The organism is Sphingomonas carotinifaciens (assembly GCF_009789535.1).
GTDB classification, from domain to species: Bacteria; Pseudomonadota; Alphaproteobacteria; order Sphingomonadales; family Sphingomonadaceae; genus Sphingomonas; species Sphingomonas carotinifaciens.
The window spans coordinates 2,465,244-2,480,961 of the sequence record NZ_WSUT01000005.1; the positions used below are offsets into that span (position 1 = coordinate 2,465,244).

At 66.7% G+C, this 15,718-nt stretch carries 15 protein-coding genes and 1 tRNA gene; 5 read left to right on the forward strand and 11 right to left on the reverse strand.

The genetic code is table 11. The features are described 5' to 3' along the window. Positions 1–56: 56 nt before the first annotated feature. On the reverse strand, positions 57–620 hold the full coding sequence (ahpC, locus tag GQR91_RS13600; protein WP_149682868.1) for an alkyl hydroperoxide reductase subunit C: 564 nt from the start codon (positions 618–620) through the stop codon (positions 57–59). 173 nt (positions 621–793) lie between these two features. On the opposite strand from ahpC, the gene GQR91_RS13605 reads away from it, so the two are divergent. After that, positions 794–870, forward strand: a tRNA-Pro gene (locus tag GQR91_RS13605). A gap of 32 nt (positions 871–902) precedes the next feature. Here GQR91_RS13605 and GQR91_RS13610 read toward each other — a convergent pair. From GQR91_RS13610 to GQR91_RS13630, 5 genes are read right to left on the reverse strand one after another with little or no spacing between them, the layout of a single operon-like run. Then, positions 903–1,931 carry a patatin-like phospholipase family protein gene (locus GQR91_RS13610; RefSeq protein WP_149682867.1) on the reverse strand — a complete coding sequence of 343 codons (1,029 nt, stop codon included), beginning with the start codon at positions 1,929–1,931 and terminating at the stop codon, positions 903–905. 28 nt (positions 1,932–1,959) lie between these two features. Further along, a complete protein-coding gene (locus GQR91_RS13615) occupies positions 1,960–2,694 on the reverse strand; it encodes a porin family protein (RefSeq protein ID WP_149682866.1) in 735 nt (244 codons plus the stop codon). Between the two features lie 17 nt (positions 2,695–2,711). Continuing rightward, on the reverse strand, positions 2,712–3,023 hold the full coding sequence (locus tag GQR91_RS13620) for a hypothetical protein (RefSeq protein WP_112384119.1): 312 nt from the start codon (positions 3,021–3,023) through the stop codon (positions 2,712–2,714). Further along, positions 3,020–5,470, reverse strand: a complete 2,451-nt coding sequence (ctaD, locus tag GQR91_RS13625; protein WP_149682865.1) for a cytochrome c oxidase subunit I — start codon at positions 5,468–5,470, stop codon at positions 3,020–3,022. The genes GQR91_RS13620 and ctaD overlap by 4 nt, the downstream gene beginning before the upstream one ends. Continuing rightward, positions 5,467–6,141, reverse strand: coding sequence for a cytochrome c oxidase subunit II (locus tag GQR91_RS13630; RefSeq protein ID WP_211368612.1), 675 nt, complete (start codon positions 6,139–6,141; stop codon positions 5,467–5,469). The genes ctaD and GQR91_RS13630 overlap by 4 nt, the downstream gene beginning before the upstream one ends. 36 nt (positions 6,142–6,177) lie before the next feature. Here GQR91_RS13630 and GQR91_RS13635 point away from each other — a divergent pair, with 36 nt between their 5' ends. Beyond that, positions 6,178–6,687, forward strand: coding sequence for a DUF2231 domain-containing protein (locus GQR91_RS13635; protein WP_149682864.1), 510 nt, complete (start codon positions 6,178–6,180; stop codon positions 6,685–6,687). On the opposite strand, the gene GQR91_RS13640 is transcribed toward GQR91_RS13635, so the two are convergent. Both GQR91_RS13640 and GQR91_RS13645 read right to left on the reverse strand, forming a co-directional pair. Beyond that, positions 6,657–7,166, reverse strand: a complete 510-nt coding sequence (locus GQR91_RS13640) for a CopD family protein (protein WP_112384122.1) — start codon at positions 7,164–7,166, stop codon at positions 6,657–6,659. The two genes, GQR91_RS13635 and GQR91_RS13640, sit on opposite strands and share 31 nt — an antisense overlap. Next, the gene (locus tag GQR91_RS13645; RefSeq protein ID WP_311732275.1) at positions 7,163–7,876 is read right to left on the reverse strand and encodes a cytochrome c oxidase assembly protein; all 714 of its coding nucleotides are present in this window, start codon (positions 7,874–7,876) and stop codon (positions 7,163–7,165) included. Before GQR91_RS13645 ends, GQR91_RS13640 begins: the two co-directional genes overlap by 4 nt. A gap of 444 nt (positions 7,877–8,320) precedes the next feature. On the opposite strand from GQR91_RS13645, the gene GQR91_RS13650 reads away from it, so the two are divergent. Further along, on the forward strand, positions 8,321–9,649 hold the full coding sequence (locus GQR91_RS13650) for an NAD(P)/FAD-dependent oxidoreductase (protein WP_149682863.1): 1,329 nt from the start codon (positions 8,321–8,323) through the stop codon (positions 9,647–9,649). Positions 9,650–9,709: 60 nt separating this feature from the next. After that, on the forward strand, positions 9,710–10,795 hold the full coding sequence (locus GQR91_RS13655) for an aldose epimerase family protein (protein WP_149682862.1): 1,086 nt from the start codon (positions 9,710–9,712) through the stop codon (positions 10,793–10,795). A 4-nt stretch (positions 10,796–10,799) separates the two neighbouring features. Here GQR91_RS13655 and GQR91_RS13660 read toward each other — a convergent pair whose 3' ends face one another. The 3 genes from GQR91_RS13660 to GQR91_RS13670 are packed head-to-tail and all read right to left on the reverse strand — an operon-like array spanning position 10,800 to position 14,945. Then, entirely contained in the window at positions 10,800–12,341 is a 1,542-nt protein-coding gene (locus tag GQR91_RS13660) for a DHA2 family efflux MFS transporter permease subunit (RefSeq protein WP_149682861.1), read from the reverse strand. Between the two features lie 13 nt (positions 12,342–12,354). After that, positions 12,355–13,512, reverse strand: coding sequence for an HlyD family efflux transporter periplasmic adaptor subunit (locus tag GQR91_RS13665; protein WP_149682860.1), 1,158 nt, complete (start codon positions 13,510–13,512; stop codon positions 12,355–12,357). Continuing rightward, a complete protein-coding gene (locus GQR91_RS13670) occupies positions 13,509–14,945 on the reverse strand; it encodes an efflux transporter outer membrane subunit (RefSeq protein ID WP_149682859.1) in 1,437 nt (478 codons plus the stop codon). The genes GQR91_RS13665 and GQR91_RS13670 overlap by 4 nt, the downstream gene beginning before the upstream one ends. A gap of 85 nt (positions 14,946–15,030) precedes the next feature. Between GQR91_RS13670 and GQR91_RS13675 the strand changes: the two genes are divergently transcribed. Next, positions 15,031–15,651 carry a TetR/AcrR family transcriptional regulator gene (locus GQR91_RS13675; RefSeq protein ID WP_149682858.1) on the forward strand — a complete coding sequence of 207 codons (621 nt, stop codon included), beginning with the start codon at positions 15,031–15,033 and terminating at the stop codon, positions 15,649–15,651. Positions 15,652–15,718: the final 67 nt, after the last annotated feature.

Below are 15,718 nucleotides of genomic sequence, written 5' to 3' on the forward strand. Positions count from 1 at the left end.
GGTAAACGGAATGGTGGCGCGGGGCCGGCGACAATGCCGGCCCCGCGCAGGTCGACTCAGATCTTGCCGACGAGGTCGAGCGAGGGAGCGAGCGTTTCTTCGCCCTCTTCCCACTTTGCCGGGCAGACTTCGCCCGGATGCGCGGCAATGTACTGCGCGGCCTTGACCTTGCGGAGCAGTTCCATCGCGTTGCGACCGACGCCTTCCGACGTGATCTCGACGAGCTGGATGACGCCCTCGGGATCCACGACAAAGGTGCCGCGATCCGCCAGGCCCTGGCCTGCACGCATGACTTCGAAGTTGTTGGTCACGACGCCCGAGGGATCACCGATCATGGTGAAATTGATCTTGCCGATCGCAGGCGAGGTGTCATGCCAGGCCTTGTGGCTGAAATGCGTGTCGGTCGACACAGAATAAATCTCCACGCCCATCTTCTGGAACGTGTCGTAATTGTCGGCCAGGTCTTCCAGCTCGGTCGGGCACACGAAGGTGAAGTCCGCCGGGTAGAAGAAGAACACGGCCCACTTCCCCTTCACGTCCACGTCGGTAACGGTCAGGAACTTGCCCTCGCGATACGCCTGAGCGGTGAACGGTTTGATGCTGGTGCCGATGAGAGACATGGCTTTTCCCTTTCTGAATTGGTGCACTGCACATGGTGATGCTGCGGCGCAGCGGCAAATAGGAATTGCCGATATCTGTGGCAGACGCGAGCGATTTAACGTGTGCGGCACGCTTTCTGGTTCATAAGGCTTGCGCTGAACGCCCGGCCGTCCTAGTCGCCTGTCCACCGCGTCGGGGAGTGGCGCAGTCTGGTAGCGCGCCTGCTTTGGGAGCAGGATGTCGCAGGTTCGAATCCTGTCTCCCCGACCATCCATCCTGCGTCGCACGTTGGACGCGTCCCATCAAGCCACCACCTCCGTCACATGGCGCAGCGCTTCGTCCGGGCCGAAGCCTGTCCCTTCTAGCCATGCATCGGCTTGCGCATGGCCCATGACGCGCAATTCCTGGAGGGCTGAGGCGCGTGTGTCGAGCTTGCTCGCCGCGCCGCGTGTGGCAAGGCCGGGCGCCGGCGTCATCAGGTGCAGGTGCATCGCCGCCAATCGCCCGACCTTGCCGTCAGTCAGGTCGTGTGCGCGCGCCAGTTGCTGCACCTGCACCAGCGCCTTCAGATCACGCATCAGGCAGGCATTGAAGCTGATGTCGCTGACCCGCCGGATCGTGGCGGGGAGCGTATCGCCCGCATCCTCCACCGCAAAGGGCGTCACCTGCACGACCAGCAGGTCGGTTGCACCGTCATCGGCAAAGATCAGCGGCTCCAGCGCCGGATTGGCGGAAAATCCGCCATCCCAATACTCGTTCCCGTCGATGCGAACCGCCGCAAACAGATCGGGCAGGCAGGCCGATGCCATCAGCGCATCGAGCGTGACCTCCGCGCCGGCGAACAGCCGTGCCTGCCCATCGCTCACCCGCGTCGCCGATACGTGCAGCGGGATCGCACCGGGACGGGTTAACTGCGTGAGGTCGATACTTGCCCCCACCACCCGGCGCAGCGCGGACATGTCGCGCAGCCCCGGCACAAACGGCGCCATGTAGCGGCTGGTCAGCTTGCTCCACTCCAGCCCACGTGTCAGCCACGGCTCGGCAAAGGGGAGCAGGAAGGATGCCATGTCGAACACGCGCAGCGGCGACTCACGACTGACCTGACGCCATAAGCGCTCCAGCGCTGCCCTGGCGCCAGCCGGACCATCTTCGGCAAGGCCAGCGACCAAGGCCGCCCCGTTCAGCGCACCGGCGCTGGCACCGCTGACGGAAACGATTTCGATATCGGCTTCCAGCAGCCGCTCGATCACGCCACGGGTATAGGCACCGTGTGCGCCGCCGCCCTGCAAAGCGAGGGCGACGCGCGGTTTCGAAGCGGCCTTGTCGGTCATGCTGCGGCTTCCTGGAGACGGAATTGGGTCACAAGCGGATACTCAGCCCGCCGACGCCGGCATGGTTGCGCAACCGGGTGGATACGGTGATGGCGCCGCTGTCGGCGATCACGCCCTGCACGCTGCCGCTGATCCGACCCGCCACCGCAGACGCATCGACCTGCGTGTAGCGATATTCGCCGAACAGCGAGAAACGACCGGACAGGGGTAACCGCAAACCGCCACCGGCCCGCAGCCCCCAATCGCCGGAAAGGTCGCTGTCGGTGATCAGATAGGCGGGCCCGGCAAACGCATAGGGCTGCACCCCTCTGTCCCGCGGCAGGCGCGCCATGGCAAGCAGCGCAAAGGTTGCCGTCGTCGGCACCCCGAGATGCGGCACGTCCACCGTGACATCGCGACCGGGGTCGATCACCACCCGTTCGCCGAAGACCGTCTCGTCAAAGCGTAGATTGGCCGTCGCGCGTACCGTCTGCTGCCGGATGTCGGGGTCGAGCGTGGAGGCATCCACCGCCACCCCGACCGCGCCGGACCAGAAGCCGACGCGCGCACCGAAGATCGTGGAGTTGCTGGGGTTCAGGCGTCGCACGTCGACCCGCAACTGCGCCGGCACGACGGTGTCGTTCACCCGCGCCTCGTTCGCGGTGATCGTCGCCGGCTGCGCCTCGGGCAGGGACCGACCGGCGAACACATCGACGAACATCTGTGCCTCTGCCGGTGCCGTAAACAGCAGCGCTGCGGCACCCAGGGCAATGCGATGCATCATATGGGGTCTCGTCCTCATCACAAACAATCGGGTACCAGCAGGATCGGCAGGCCCCCGGCCACCGTCGCGGCGCATCCCACCCACGCCAGCACCGCCGCCGCCCGGTCGGTCAGTGCCGGGCCGGGTTCGCGCCACCGGAGCGCCAATGCCAGCGTCGCCGCGACGCTGCCGATCCACGCCGCCAGCAGAACCACGCGGTGCAGGCTGGCGCCCATTACCGGCGTGGTTGCCCAGCCTGATGCACAGCCGATGCCGTGCAGCGCATACAACAGGCAGAACGCGATCGCCCATCCGATCAACCCGGCACTCATGCGCAGCAGCGCGATCATGCCAGCCATCCCGGGATCACCAGCAACATGGCGGCAAACGCACCTGCGCCCGCGGCATGGTCGCTCCACAGCGTCGCGATCCTGGGCTCGGCATCGCGCGCCGGCGAGTGGAAGCCTGCCCGGCTCCTGGCTCGGATGAACAGCCACATCAGCATGGCGACGCCGGCGTGGAAGATCCCGTATGCCGCCACCGCAGCGCTCGTCGCGGCATAGGCATGCGACGACGGCGACGGCATGCGCAGCGCGATCAGGGCCGCCAGGGCAAGCAGGATCGCCCCCTGCCCCGCTGCGGCCAGCGTCGCGCGCCGCACGCGTACCGCCAAGGTCGCCAGTGCTGCACCCAGTATCGCCAGAACGGGTTCGATCGTCGCCGCCTGGGTCAATTCCGGCGGCGGCCAGTTGGGCGCGACCGTCCACAGAAACGCGTAGCCAAACAGCAACGAGGCGAAGAGCGTCGCACTGGCCGACAGCGCAAAGATGCTGCCCCACCACCCCGTCGTGCCCTGTGCTTCGAAACTGGTCGGCAGGCGCAGGCCGTCACCGGCATCGATCGCCCCGATGTCCGCGCGCGAGCCATTGCTCCACGCCCAGCGCCAGACCAGCCATGCCGTCCCGATCAGGAAGAGCGGGGCGAACGGATATAATCCCGCGAGCATCAGCAGGAAAAACCCGCCCAGTGTCGCCGCCGTCGCAATCGGCAGCCAGCTGTTACCCGGCAGGATCGCGACATGCTCCGGGGTGCCCGTCGTCATGTCCACCGCCAGTGTCTCGCGCCGGCCGCTCTCGGCGCTCGCTAGCAGCCCATCGCCGCGCGCCAGCCGCACGGCAAGATCGGGCACGTCGTCGCGCGGCTCGCGGCTGGAGACCCGCGCCAGACTGGCAAAGTTGTAGGATGGCGCCGGGATCGGCATCGCCCATTCCAGCGTGTCCGCATTCCACGGATCCCGCCGCACGCGCTGCCCCAGCCGTGTTTTCAGCACGACATCGATCAGGAACAGCGCGAAGCCGAACGCCTGCACGAAACCACCGACCGAGGAGATCAGGTTGAGCGCCGTCCAGCCCATCTCTTCCGAATAGGTGTCGATCCGCCGCGGCATGCCCAGCAGCCCGGTCAGGTGCATTCCGAAAAAGGTCAGGTTGAACCCGACGAAGATCAGCCAGAACGCCGCCTCGCCAATCCGCATCACGCGGCCTCGTCCGGTAAAGTGCGGCAGCCAGTAATAGGCCGCCGCCAGCATCGGAAACACGAACCCGCCGACCAGCACATAATGCAGATGCGCCGTGACGAAGGCGGTATCATGGGCCTGTGTGTCGAACGGCACCACCGCCAGCATCACGCCGGTGAGGCCGCCCAGCACGAACACGATGAAGAAGCCGATCAGGTACAGCATCGGCAGCTTCATCTCCGGCCGGCCGTTCCACAACGTGCCGAGCCACGCAAAGATCTGAACCGCCGTCGGGATCGCGACCAGCGTCGAGGCGGCCGAAAAGAAGCCCAGTGCCATGTGCGGGATGCCGGTGGTGAACATGTGGTGCACCCACAGTCCGAAGCTGAGAAAGGCCAGCGCCAGTACCGCAGCGACGATCGCACCGTATCCGAGCAGCCGGGTCCGCGCCATCACCGGCAATATCGTCGACACCGCACCCGCCGCCGGCAGGAAGATGATATAGACTTCCGGATGGCCGAACAGCCAGAACAGGTGCTGCCACAACAGCGGATCGCCGCCCAGCGCAGCGGTGTAGAAGGGCCAGCCGAACGCCCGCTCCACCTCCAGCAGGATCGATCCCAGGATCAGCGGCGGAAAGCCGAAGATCATCATCCCCGCCGTCGCCAGCAGATACCAGGCAAGGATCGGCATCCGGTCCAGCCGCATGTCGCCGGCGCGCAGCTTCAGGATCGACACCGCGATCTCGATGGCCGCGCACATCGCCGACACCTCGACAAAGGTGATGCCGAGCAACCAGACGTCGGAATTGATCCCCGGCGTCCACTGCTTGCCCGACAAGGGCGGGTACAGGAACCAGCCCGCATCGGGCGCCACACCCGCCAGCATTGATCCGACGATGATGGTGCCGCCGAACAGATAGCACCACCAGCCAAGCGACGAGAGACGGGGAAAAGCCAGGTCGCGCGCGCCCAGCATCTTGGGCAGGATGTACATCGCCAGCCCCTCGAACATCGGGATGGCGAACAGGAACATCATGATGCTGCCGTGCATCGTGAATATCTGGTTGTAGACGGCCGGCCCCACGAACGCGCTGTTCGGCGTCGCCAGTTGCGCGCGGATCAGCATCGCCAGGACGCCGCCGATCGCAAAGAAGGTGAAGGCGGCGATGATGAAGCGCTTGCCGATATCGGAATGGTTCACCGAACGGAGCCAGCCCCGCCACCCCGGCTCGGTCCGCCAGATGGCGTCAAGCGTCCTGTGCAGCCGCAGCGCCCTCACCGTTCGCCTCCCATGTTCCCCGCCGTGCCGCCGCCGACCCACGCCGCCCAGCCGGCCGCATCATGGGCGATGACGGTGAAGCCGTGATCCTTGTGCCCGATCCCGCAATATTCGGCACATTCGCCCCGATAGGTACCTCGCCGGTCGGCGCGCACCCGCAGCACATTGGTGTGCCCCGGTATCGCATCCATCTTGCCTGCCAGACGCGGTATCCACAGGCTGTGGATAACATCGACGGAGGTGATCGCCAGATCGACCGGTCGGCCGGCAGGCATATGCAACACCCCCTCGCTCGCGCGTCCGGAGGTCGTCGTGAAGCGCCAGCCATAGCGGCGGGACTCCGCGGCGATCCGCACCGTGTCGGCGGCCGGGGTCGGCAACGTCGCCACCCCCGCCAACAGGGCGTAGATCAGCAGCGCGCCCAAAACCGCCACCGGCATCGCCAGCCCCAGTGCGCCGATCCACACCCCCGCTTTCGCTCTGCCGGGCGTCGCCCGCCGCCGGAAGGACAGTGCCAGCAACACGAAGACCAGCGCGGAGAGGATGCCCGCCCCCGCCAGCATCACCCACCATAGCCGCGCTATGCTGCCGGCATGCGGCCCCGCCGGGTCCAGCGTCGACAGCGGCGCCACCGTGCAACCCATCAGCATCAACGGCGTTGTCACGGCCATGGCCGTGAATTCGCCGCGGCGCTTTTGGGACACGGCATGAACGATGACACGCTGCACGGGGGCTTGGTCGACCCGATTACCGAGAAGCCGCATTTCAACCGCACGGATTCCAAGATCGCGGTCGCCGGGCACCCCATCCATGCGATGCTGGTCGCCTTTCCGATCGCGTTGACGAGCTGCACGCTGGGTGCGGACGTCCTTTATTGGTGGACGGGCGATGCGTTCTGGGCGCGTGCGGGATTGTGGGCGGCGGGCGCCGGCTTCCTGTTCGGCCTGCTGGCCGGTCTTTCGGGCACCGCCGAGCTGCTCCTCGTCCGCGGCATCCGCAGTCGCTCGGCCAGTTGGACGCATTTCGTGATCGCGGTCATGCTGCTGTCGATCATCGGTGCCAATTGGGGCTATCGCCTGACCGGCTATGAACAGGCCGTGCTGCCCTATGGCCTGCTCCTTTCGCTGTTCGCGGTCGGCTTTACGGGCTTCACCGGATGGCACGGCGGCAAGCTGGTGTTCGAATATCAAATCGGTGTCTCGTCGACCGGAAGTTGACGGTTCTGCGGCTTGGTCAGCCAGTCGGGCACGAGATCCGGCACGACGGGCTTGCCAAGCACCAGGAGCAGCACCGCGATCATCGTGGCAAAGCTGCCGGCGAGCAGCGGCACGGGCGACGGCGGCGTATAGCTGCCCCGCCGCTCGCTCATCAGCATCACGACATGCCCGGTCCAGCAGTGCAAGGCGACGAGCAGGCCGACCGCGACCAGCTTGGCGAACATCCACGGCACGAACACGCCGCGCAGATAGATCAGCGCCGTTCCCGCCGCGATCGCGATCACCGCCGCCGGCGTCACGATAAAGGCATAGCTGTCATGCGTCAGCAGGCGCAGCCGTGCGTAATCGGACTGCGCCTCTCCCGCCTCATGTTTGCCCAGCATCAGCGGCAGCGCGAACAGGCCGGCGCACCAGATCACCAGCGCCGCGATATGCACGAACTTGACGAAGCTGACCGCCAGGCCGGCGAACCCCGTCACGTTGGCACCCCCGGTGAAAGCCGATGCCAGCCACGCCGCCCCAGCCAGCCCGCTGCGACCGCATAGGGCAGCAGCCCGACCACCCACATCAACAGTCCGGCCAGTTGCTGATCGCCCAGTGGCCCCATGCCATAGGGCACGGTCGTGGCCAGGTGGCTCGCGTAAAGCGGCCGCGGCGCAAAACTCAGGATCGCGCCCAGCATGCCCATCTGCGCCGCGCCACCTGCGATACCGGCCGCCGCAACGGCCGGAGCGGCGACGAAAACCGCGCGCCAGAAGGCCCAAGCCCCGGCTAGCAAGGTCACCTGCATCGCCCAGTATAGGGCCTTGTCGGCTAGCGCGGCATCATACAGCGCAGGTACGTGCCACAACCAGAGCGACGCCGTTCCCGCCGCCAGTCCGGTCGCCATGCCGACACGCACGCGCCGTCCGGCCGCTGCCGCCAGCAGCGGCGCCGCCACACCGACGAGCAGGAGGTGATGCACGGCCCTCGCCGAGAACAACGCCACCGACAGGGCACATAAGGGCGAAACGAACGCAACGGCCAGTGCCGCCACGGCGCCCAGCAGATAACGCCGCTCCATCAGCGGCATGCTACGACCGAGCAGCATCAGCCCGATCAGCCCGGCGATCAAAACAGGATCAAAATTCCAATGCGCCAGCAACGTCCCGGGCAAGGGTGACGGCCCGCAATAGCTTCCATTCAGCACGACGCCCCCTGTTCGTTCCCTTGGCTACGCACAAAAGTCGTTTTGGTTGCATGCCGTGACAGCGATAAACCGCGCATCCCGTTCCACCCTGTTTTCAAATGGATGGCTGAAGCCGGCGGTGCAGGATCTTTCACGATGATCCACGATCGGTTGATGTCGCGGACCGGAAACGGCCAGGAAACATGCAGGCAATGAAACGGCAACGATCGTCGCGTCCGTCATCTTCCATCAGATCTATCGGAGCAAACCGCTACGACGCTGATAGTCCACAACAAATCAGCAGTTTGATCGATGAAATGCTGACGAACGAGCCCGAAGACGGGAACCCATCGCTACCCGGTCACCGTTTGCACCGCAACGATGCCCGCATATTCCGCGCCGCCGATACCGGACCAGGGTGCGTGACGCACCGGGCATCGACAAAAATGTTGGAGGTCCAGGACGATGAACGACACGAACGCCAAGGCCGGTCTTGGCCCCTCCGGGCAGAGCGACGCACACCGCGTCCTGATCGTAGGCGGTGGCGTCGCCGGATTGGACCTCGCCGGCACGCTGGCCGGGCACAAGGAACTGGACGTCGCGCTGATCGACCTCGCCACGGCCCATGTCTGGAAACCGATGCTGCACAGCATCGCGGCCGGCACGCATGACGTCGCCCGTGTCGGCGTGCCCTATCTGGCGCAGGCGCGCCAGCACGGCTTCCTTTATCATCCCGGCCGCGCCACCGCCGTCGATCTGGATGCGCGCTGCGTCACCGTCGACGCCTTCGACCGCGATGGCCTTACCCTGTTGCCCGAGCGTCATCTTCCCTATGACACGCTGGTTCTGGCGGTCGGCAGCGAGGCGAACGACTTCGGTGTTCCCGGGGTCGCCGATCATGCCCGCCACATCGATACGCTGCACGAAGCGGTGGCCTATCGCGACGCCACGGCCCCCCGGCTGGTGCAAGCGGCGCAGGCAGGCCGACCGCATCGTGTCGCGATCGTCGGCGGCGGCGCGACGGGTGTTCAGTTCGCCGCCGAACTGCTCCAGATCGCGGACACGGTGGATGATTTCGGCATCGACGGTGCCCGCGCCGCCATGCAGGTGACCTTGCTGGACAAGGGAGACAGGTTGCTGGTCGCCTTTCCGCCCCCCGTCTCCGCCGCGGCGCGTGAACGTCTGGAACAACTCGGCGTCACCGTTCGCCTGAATGTCGATGTCGCCCGTGCAGAGGCAGATGCGCTGATCCTGAAAAATGGCGAGGAAATCGCGGCCGACTTCATCGTGTGGGCGGCCGGCGTCCGCGCCTCGCCGCTCGCCGCGTCGCTCGACGCATTGGAGCGCGGCCCCGCCAGCCGCATCGTCATCGACGCCCACTGCCGCACCAGCCGACCGGAGGTATTCGCGCTAGGCGACTGCGCCGCACTCACCCCAAACGGGGCCGATACGCCGCTGCCGCCCACCGCACAGGTCGCCTTTCGTCAGGCGGTTTATCTCGGCCGGCATCTGCCCGCGATGATCGCCGGCCGCTCCGTTCCCGACTTCCGCTACCGCGATGCCGGTGCGCTGGTGTCGCTGGCCGACTATGACGCTTACGGCGCGCTCGGCGATTTCGGCTTCTTCAAGGGCGGTATCAAGAACGGCTTCTTCCGCGGTCGCCTCGCCCAGGCCGGTCATGCGCTGCTCTATCGCCGCCATCAGGCACGCCTCCATGGTGCGCCGCGCGCGGCCGGGCTGTGGTTATCGGATGTCGTCACCGCACGGACGCGCCCGATCGAAAAGCTGGAATGACCCGCCCGGCGCCGGAAAAATACCTCGCCCGCCAGCGCACCCCGCGATACGCTTGCCGTCATGACCATTGCCATCCTGCTTGCCGCCGCCGCGCAAACGTCCGCCGCCGATCCCACCGTCACGCTGCGTAACGCGCGCGGCATGGTCGTCCGCGTGATCCCGCAAGGTGCGATCATCACCGCGATCGAGGTACCCGACCGCAATGGGCGCATGGCAAACGTCGTGCTCGGCTATCCGACCCCGGCCGACTACCGGACCAAGGTGCGCAAGAACGGCTTCGGCGCGACCATCGGCCGCTATGCCGGGCGCATCGACAACGCACGCTTTCCGCTGGATGGCCGCACGATACAGCTAACGGCGAACGACGGCGTGAACGCCCTCCACGGCGGCGGCGACCAGGGCTTCGATACCGTCGACTGGACGGTGACGCGCGCGGCCGGCAAACAGGACCGCGCCACCTTCACGCTGGTCAGCCCCGATGGCTTTCAGGGGTTTCCGGGGCAGGTCACGGTCACCCTCACCTATCATGTCCTGGCGGATAACACGCTGCGCATGGATTATACCGCGCGCACCACCAGGCCCACGGTCATCAACCTTACCAACCACAGCTATTACAATCTGGCTGGCGAGGGTAGCGGATCGGTGCGCGGCCAGCGGCTTCAACTGAACGCCACGCGCTATGTCGCGGCCGACGCGGCCGGCATCCCGACCGGCGCGCTGCCGCCTGTGGCGGGTACTCCGCTGGATTTCCGCTGCGCCCGCGCCATCGGCGACGATCTGGACAGCACGACCCCGCCGATGAACGGTCGCGGCTACAATCATGCCTGGCTGTTCGACAAGCCGGCGGGCAAGCTCGCGCCCGTCGCCCGCCTTTCCGATCCCGTCTCCGGCCGGACGATGACGGTCGCCACCACCGAGCCCTCGGTACAGGCCTATACCGGCGGCTATATCGACGGGCAGGACGCCGGCCCCAGCGGTCACGTCTATCAACCCGGCGACGGCATCGCGCTGGAGATGCAGCATATCTCGGACTCGCCAAATCATCCGGCCTTTCCGTCCACCCTGCTCACCCCCGCCCGCCCCTATCGGCAGACGACGACCCTCCACTTCGGCGTGACCGATGGGAAGGACGACGCCTGCAAATGAGGGCTCAATGCGCCGCGGACGTGTCCACTGCCTTGGGCGGCCGCGGCGCCAGCCAGATGATCGTCGCCGACAGGAAGAAGATCACCGCCGCCACTGCGAACAGGTGGTTGGTCGCGAGCGCAAAGCTCTCCTGATCCACCAGCCGCTCGATCATCCCGCGCCCCTGCTCGGCAGAAAGACCCGACTGCGCCGCCCTGGCGATCACCTGATCGGGTCCGTTCAATATGCCGGCCAGTTCCGCCCGGCTGGCCTGCGCGTCGTTCTGCCACAATGTCGCACCGATCGAGGTGCCGATCGCGGCGGCCAGCGTGCGCAGGAAGCTCATCAGCCCTGCCGCCGATGCAGTCTCCTCCGGATCGACCGCGCCCAGCGCGATGATCGTCAGCGGCACGAAGAAGAACGGCATGCCCAGCCCCTGCACGAACTGCGGCGCCGCCAGGATCCAGAAATCCGCCCCGCTGAACCAGAAGGTGCGCAGGGTCGAGGTCACCCCCAGCCAGAAGATGCCGAAGCATACCAGCGCACGGGGATCGTACTTGTTGGTCAGCTTCGCCACGATCGGCGAGAAGATCACCGCCAGCACGCCGTTGAACGCGGTGACATATCCGGCATCGGTCGCGGTATAGCCCAGCGACGTTTGCAGCCATTGCGGAATGATCACGACCGAGGCGAAGAAGGTGCCGAAACTGAACGACAGCGCCGCCACCGACACGGTGAACCCCCGGTGCCGGAACACGCGCAGGTCGACGATCGGATTGCCCTCCGTCATCTCCCAGATGATGAACGTTACAAAGCCGATCGCAGCCACCACCGCGCAGCCGACGATGAAGCTCGACCCGAACCAGTCATGCTCGCGCCCTAGGTCCAGCATCACCTGCAACGCCGCGATCCAGATCACCATCAGGATCAGGCCGACCCGGTCGATCGGCACCACCATCGTCTCGGTCTCCTTGGAGCGCAGCAGCGTGAAGACGCCGACGATGCAGAAGACCGCGATGGGCAGGTTGATGTAGAAGATCCACGGCCATGACCAGTTGTCGCTAATCGTGCCGCCCAGGATCGGCCCCAGGATCGGCGCGGTCACCGTGGTCATCGCCCACGCACCCATTGCCGCGGCCCGCCGCTCCGGCGGAAAGATCCGCAGCAACAGCGTCTGGGTCAATGGCATCAGCGGCCCGCCGCAAAACCCCTGCCCGATGCGAAACGCGACCATCAGCCCGAGCGTCGGCGCCAGCCCGCACAGCGCGGAGAAAGCCGCAAAGCCGATCATCGCGGCCATGAACACCCGCACCGTGCCGAACCGGCGAACCAGCCAGCCGGTCAGCGGCACACAGATCGCCTCCGCCACCGAATAGGAGGTGACGACCCACGTCCCTTGTGTCGCCGACACGCCCAGCCCGCCCGATATGTGCGGGACCGAGACGTTGGCGATGGTCGTGTCCAGCACCACCATGAAGTTGGTGAGCGCCAGCACGAACCCGGCCAGCAACAGCCGGCCACCGGTCAGCGGCTTGTCTTCCTGAATTGGGGCAGCGGCGGAGGCCATCGTTTCCGCAACCTCAGCGATCGCCCGAGATATCGATCTCGGCATCCATGGACAGGCCGACGCGCAACGGGTGCGCACGAAGCTCCGCCTTGTCCAGCGCGATGCGCACCGGCAGGCGCTGGACGACCTTGATCCAGTTGCCCGTCGCATTCTGCGCGGGGATCAACGCAAAGGCCGATCCGGTGCCGCCGGCAAGCCCCACGACCCTGCCGTGATATTCGACATCGCCGCCATACAGGTCGGAGGTCAGCGTCGCGCGTTGCCCGATGCGGACATGGCTCAACTGCCCTTCCTTGTAGTTCGCATCGACATACAGCCTGTCGACCGGCACGATCGTCATCGCCACGGCACCGGGCGCCAGTCGCTGGCCGACCTGCACGGTCCGCTGCGCCACGACGCCGTCGATCGGTGCGCGGATCACGGTACGCGCCAGGTTCAACCGCGCCTGACGCAGCCGGGCACGGGCGGCGAGCACTTCGGGGGCCGTCGCCTGCGTCGTGCCACGGGTCAGCGCGGTGTTGGCGGCGCGGTCCTGCAGGGCCGATGCGCGCGTCGCGGCGGCCTGCGCGATGCCGGCGCGCGCGACCGCGACATTGGCACGTGCGGTGCGCAGCGCGTTGGTCGCCGCGGTCACTTCCTCGCCCGATACCGCCCCTGCCGCGATCAGCGCCTGACGCCGCTGGAAATCGATCTGTGCGCGTTCCAGATTGCCCTCGGCCAGCGCCAGTTGCGCGCGCGCCGCGCCGATATCGGCGGCCCGCGCATTCGCCTGCGCTTCCAGCGCATCGCCGGTCGCCGCGGTCTGCCCGTACCGGCGCTCCGCCGTCGCCAGCTCGGCCTCCGCCTGCGCCACCGCGATCGCCGCATCGGCATCGTCCAGCCGCATCAGCACCTGCCCGCGCTTCACGCCTTGCGTGTTGCTGACCGCCACGTCGGTCACCTGCCCGCTCACCAGCGGCGTGACCTGCGCCACCTCCGCGGCGACATACGCATTGTCCGTCGTCACCCGCTTCGACGCGATCAGCGTGTCATACAGGAAATAACCGATCGCCAGCACGATCAGAACCCCCGCAAAGATCAACAGCAGGCGCTTGCGCTTTGCCGGATTGGCATGGGATGCGGCCTTGGCGTCGGGGGCCTGCTCGCCGTCGTTGGATGGCGTATCCATCATCGTGTCTCGCTCGTCTGAAGATCATGGGGTCCGAAGCCGCCGCCCAGCGCCCGGACCAGTTGCACGTCCAGCGCGAACCGCCGCGCCTCGATGGCGGCCAGCGACCGCCGCGCGGCCAGCACCGTCTGTTCGGCGCTCAGCACGTTCAGGAACGTCGACAGCCCGCCCTTGTAGCGAAGCTGCGCGACCTGATACGCGCCTTCCGCATCGGTCAGCGACGCCCGCGCATCCGCGATCTGCACCGCGACCTGACGGCGGCTCGTCACCGCATCCGCCACTTCGCGCAGCGCCCCGATCAGCGTCCGGTTATACGTCGCCACCGCCTCGTCGTAACCACCCCGCGCCCGGCGATACTGACCGGCACGGGCGCCTCCGTCGAAGATCGGCAGGCTGATCGCCGGACCGACATTGCCGATGCTCGACGTGCCACGAAACAAATTGTCCAGCCCCAGCGATTGCAGCCCGATCAGCCCGGCCAGATTGATGTTCGGATAGAAGTCGGCACGCGCCACCTTGATCCGGCTGCCCGCCGCTTCGGCCCGCGCCCTTGCCGCCGCGATGTCCGGACGCCGTCCGACCAGCGCGATCCCAGCATCCGCCGGCAGGTCCACCGCCAGCACCGGCACCACCGGCCGCGCAATCGACAACGCCCGATCCGGCCCCGCCCCGACCAGCGCGGCGATCGCATTCTTGGTCAACTGGATCTGTTCGGCATTGGCCGCGAGATCGACGCGCGACGCGGGCACGGCGGAGCGCGCCTGCTTCAACTCGGCCTGCGTATCCAGCCCGATGGCGACCCGGTCGGCCACCAGCCGCTCGGTGGCGGCGCGCACCTCGGACGCCCGTTGCAGCACGTCCTGCTCGGCATAGAGCCGCGCCAGATCGGCGTAGCTGGCCGCGATACCGGTCGCCAGCACCAGCCGCGCCTGCTCGCCGTCCAGCCGCGCCGCCTCGGCCTCGGATGTCGCCGCGGCAAGGCTCGCTCGGTTGCGGCCGAAAAGATCCAGGTCCAGCCCTGCGTTCAGCGCGACACGCCCGGTGTCGTTCCACCCCTTGGGCACGAACTGTGCGGGAATGCCGTTGTTGTAGCTCTGCTTGGTAAGACCCGCCGCACCTTCGGCGTCCAGCACCGGCAGGTTTGCCGCGCCCGCCTGCTGCACCGCGCCTTGCGCGACGCGCACGCGTGCGGCGGCGATCGCGATGTCGGGCGATCCGGCCAGCGCTTCGCCGATCAGCCGGTCGAGCTGCGGGTCGCCATAGCCGCGCCACCACTGCGCCGTCGGCCATGCCGTCCCACCAGAGGACGTCAGGCTGGCAGCGGAGGCATAATCGGCCGGTTTCGCCAGCGTCGGCCTGTCGCCCAGATCGGGCACCGCGCATCCCGCCAGCCCTGCGACGATGGCCAGGCCGCAGGAGAGTCGAATCAGTTGCATTGGGTTACCGTACTCCTCGGTACGGCGCGCTGATGGTCCTGCCCCATGACCTTGTCAACGCAATTTCGTACCGTATAGTACGGCAATGACACGGCAGAAGGGCAGACGAGAGGAAAACCGCGAAGCGCGGCGGGCAACGATTGTCCGGCTCGCGCGCGATGCCTTTCTCCAACAGGGCTATGCCGCAACGTCGATGTCGACCATCGCCGGTAGATTGGGCGGCTCGAAAGGGACGCTCTGGGCGTATTTCCCCTCGAAGGAGGATCTGTTCGCCGCGGTACTCGACGACCTCACCGTCAACTTCCGGGACAATTTGGAGGATGCGTTGCGCCCCGGTCGGGACTGCCGGACCACCTTGTCCGACTTTGCGGAGCGCTTCCTCCATAAGATCGTCGATCCCCATATTCTGGGCATGCACCGGCTGATCGTCGGTGAAGGCGGGCGTTTTCCCGAAATCGGCCGCATCTTCTACGAACGCGGCCCGAAGCAGGTGGTCGAACGGCTGTCCAACTATCTCCACGAACGGATGGAAGCGGGCGACCTTCGTGCAGACGATCCGCAACATGCCGCGCGCAACCTGATCCAATTGACCCAGGTCGCCCAGAGCCTGCGCCTGTGGGGCGTGATGGACACGCCGACCCCCGAGATGCTGCAAGCCCACGCCGCCGACGCCGTTGGCGTCTTCATGCGGGCCTATGCGGCGTAAGCGGTGCCGCCGGGCTCTGCGGCATATGTTCGATGGGCCCGGATGCGTGGTTGTTTTGCAGGAGAGA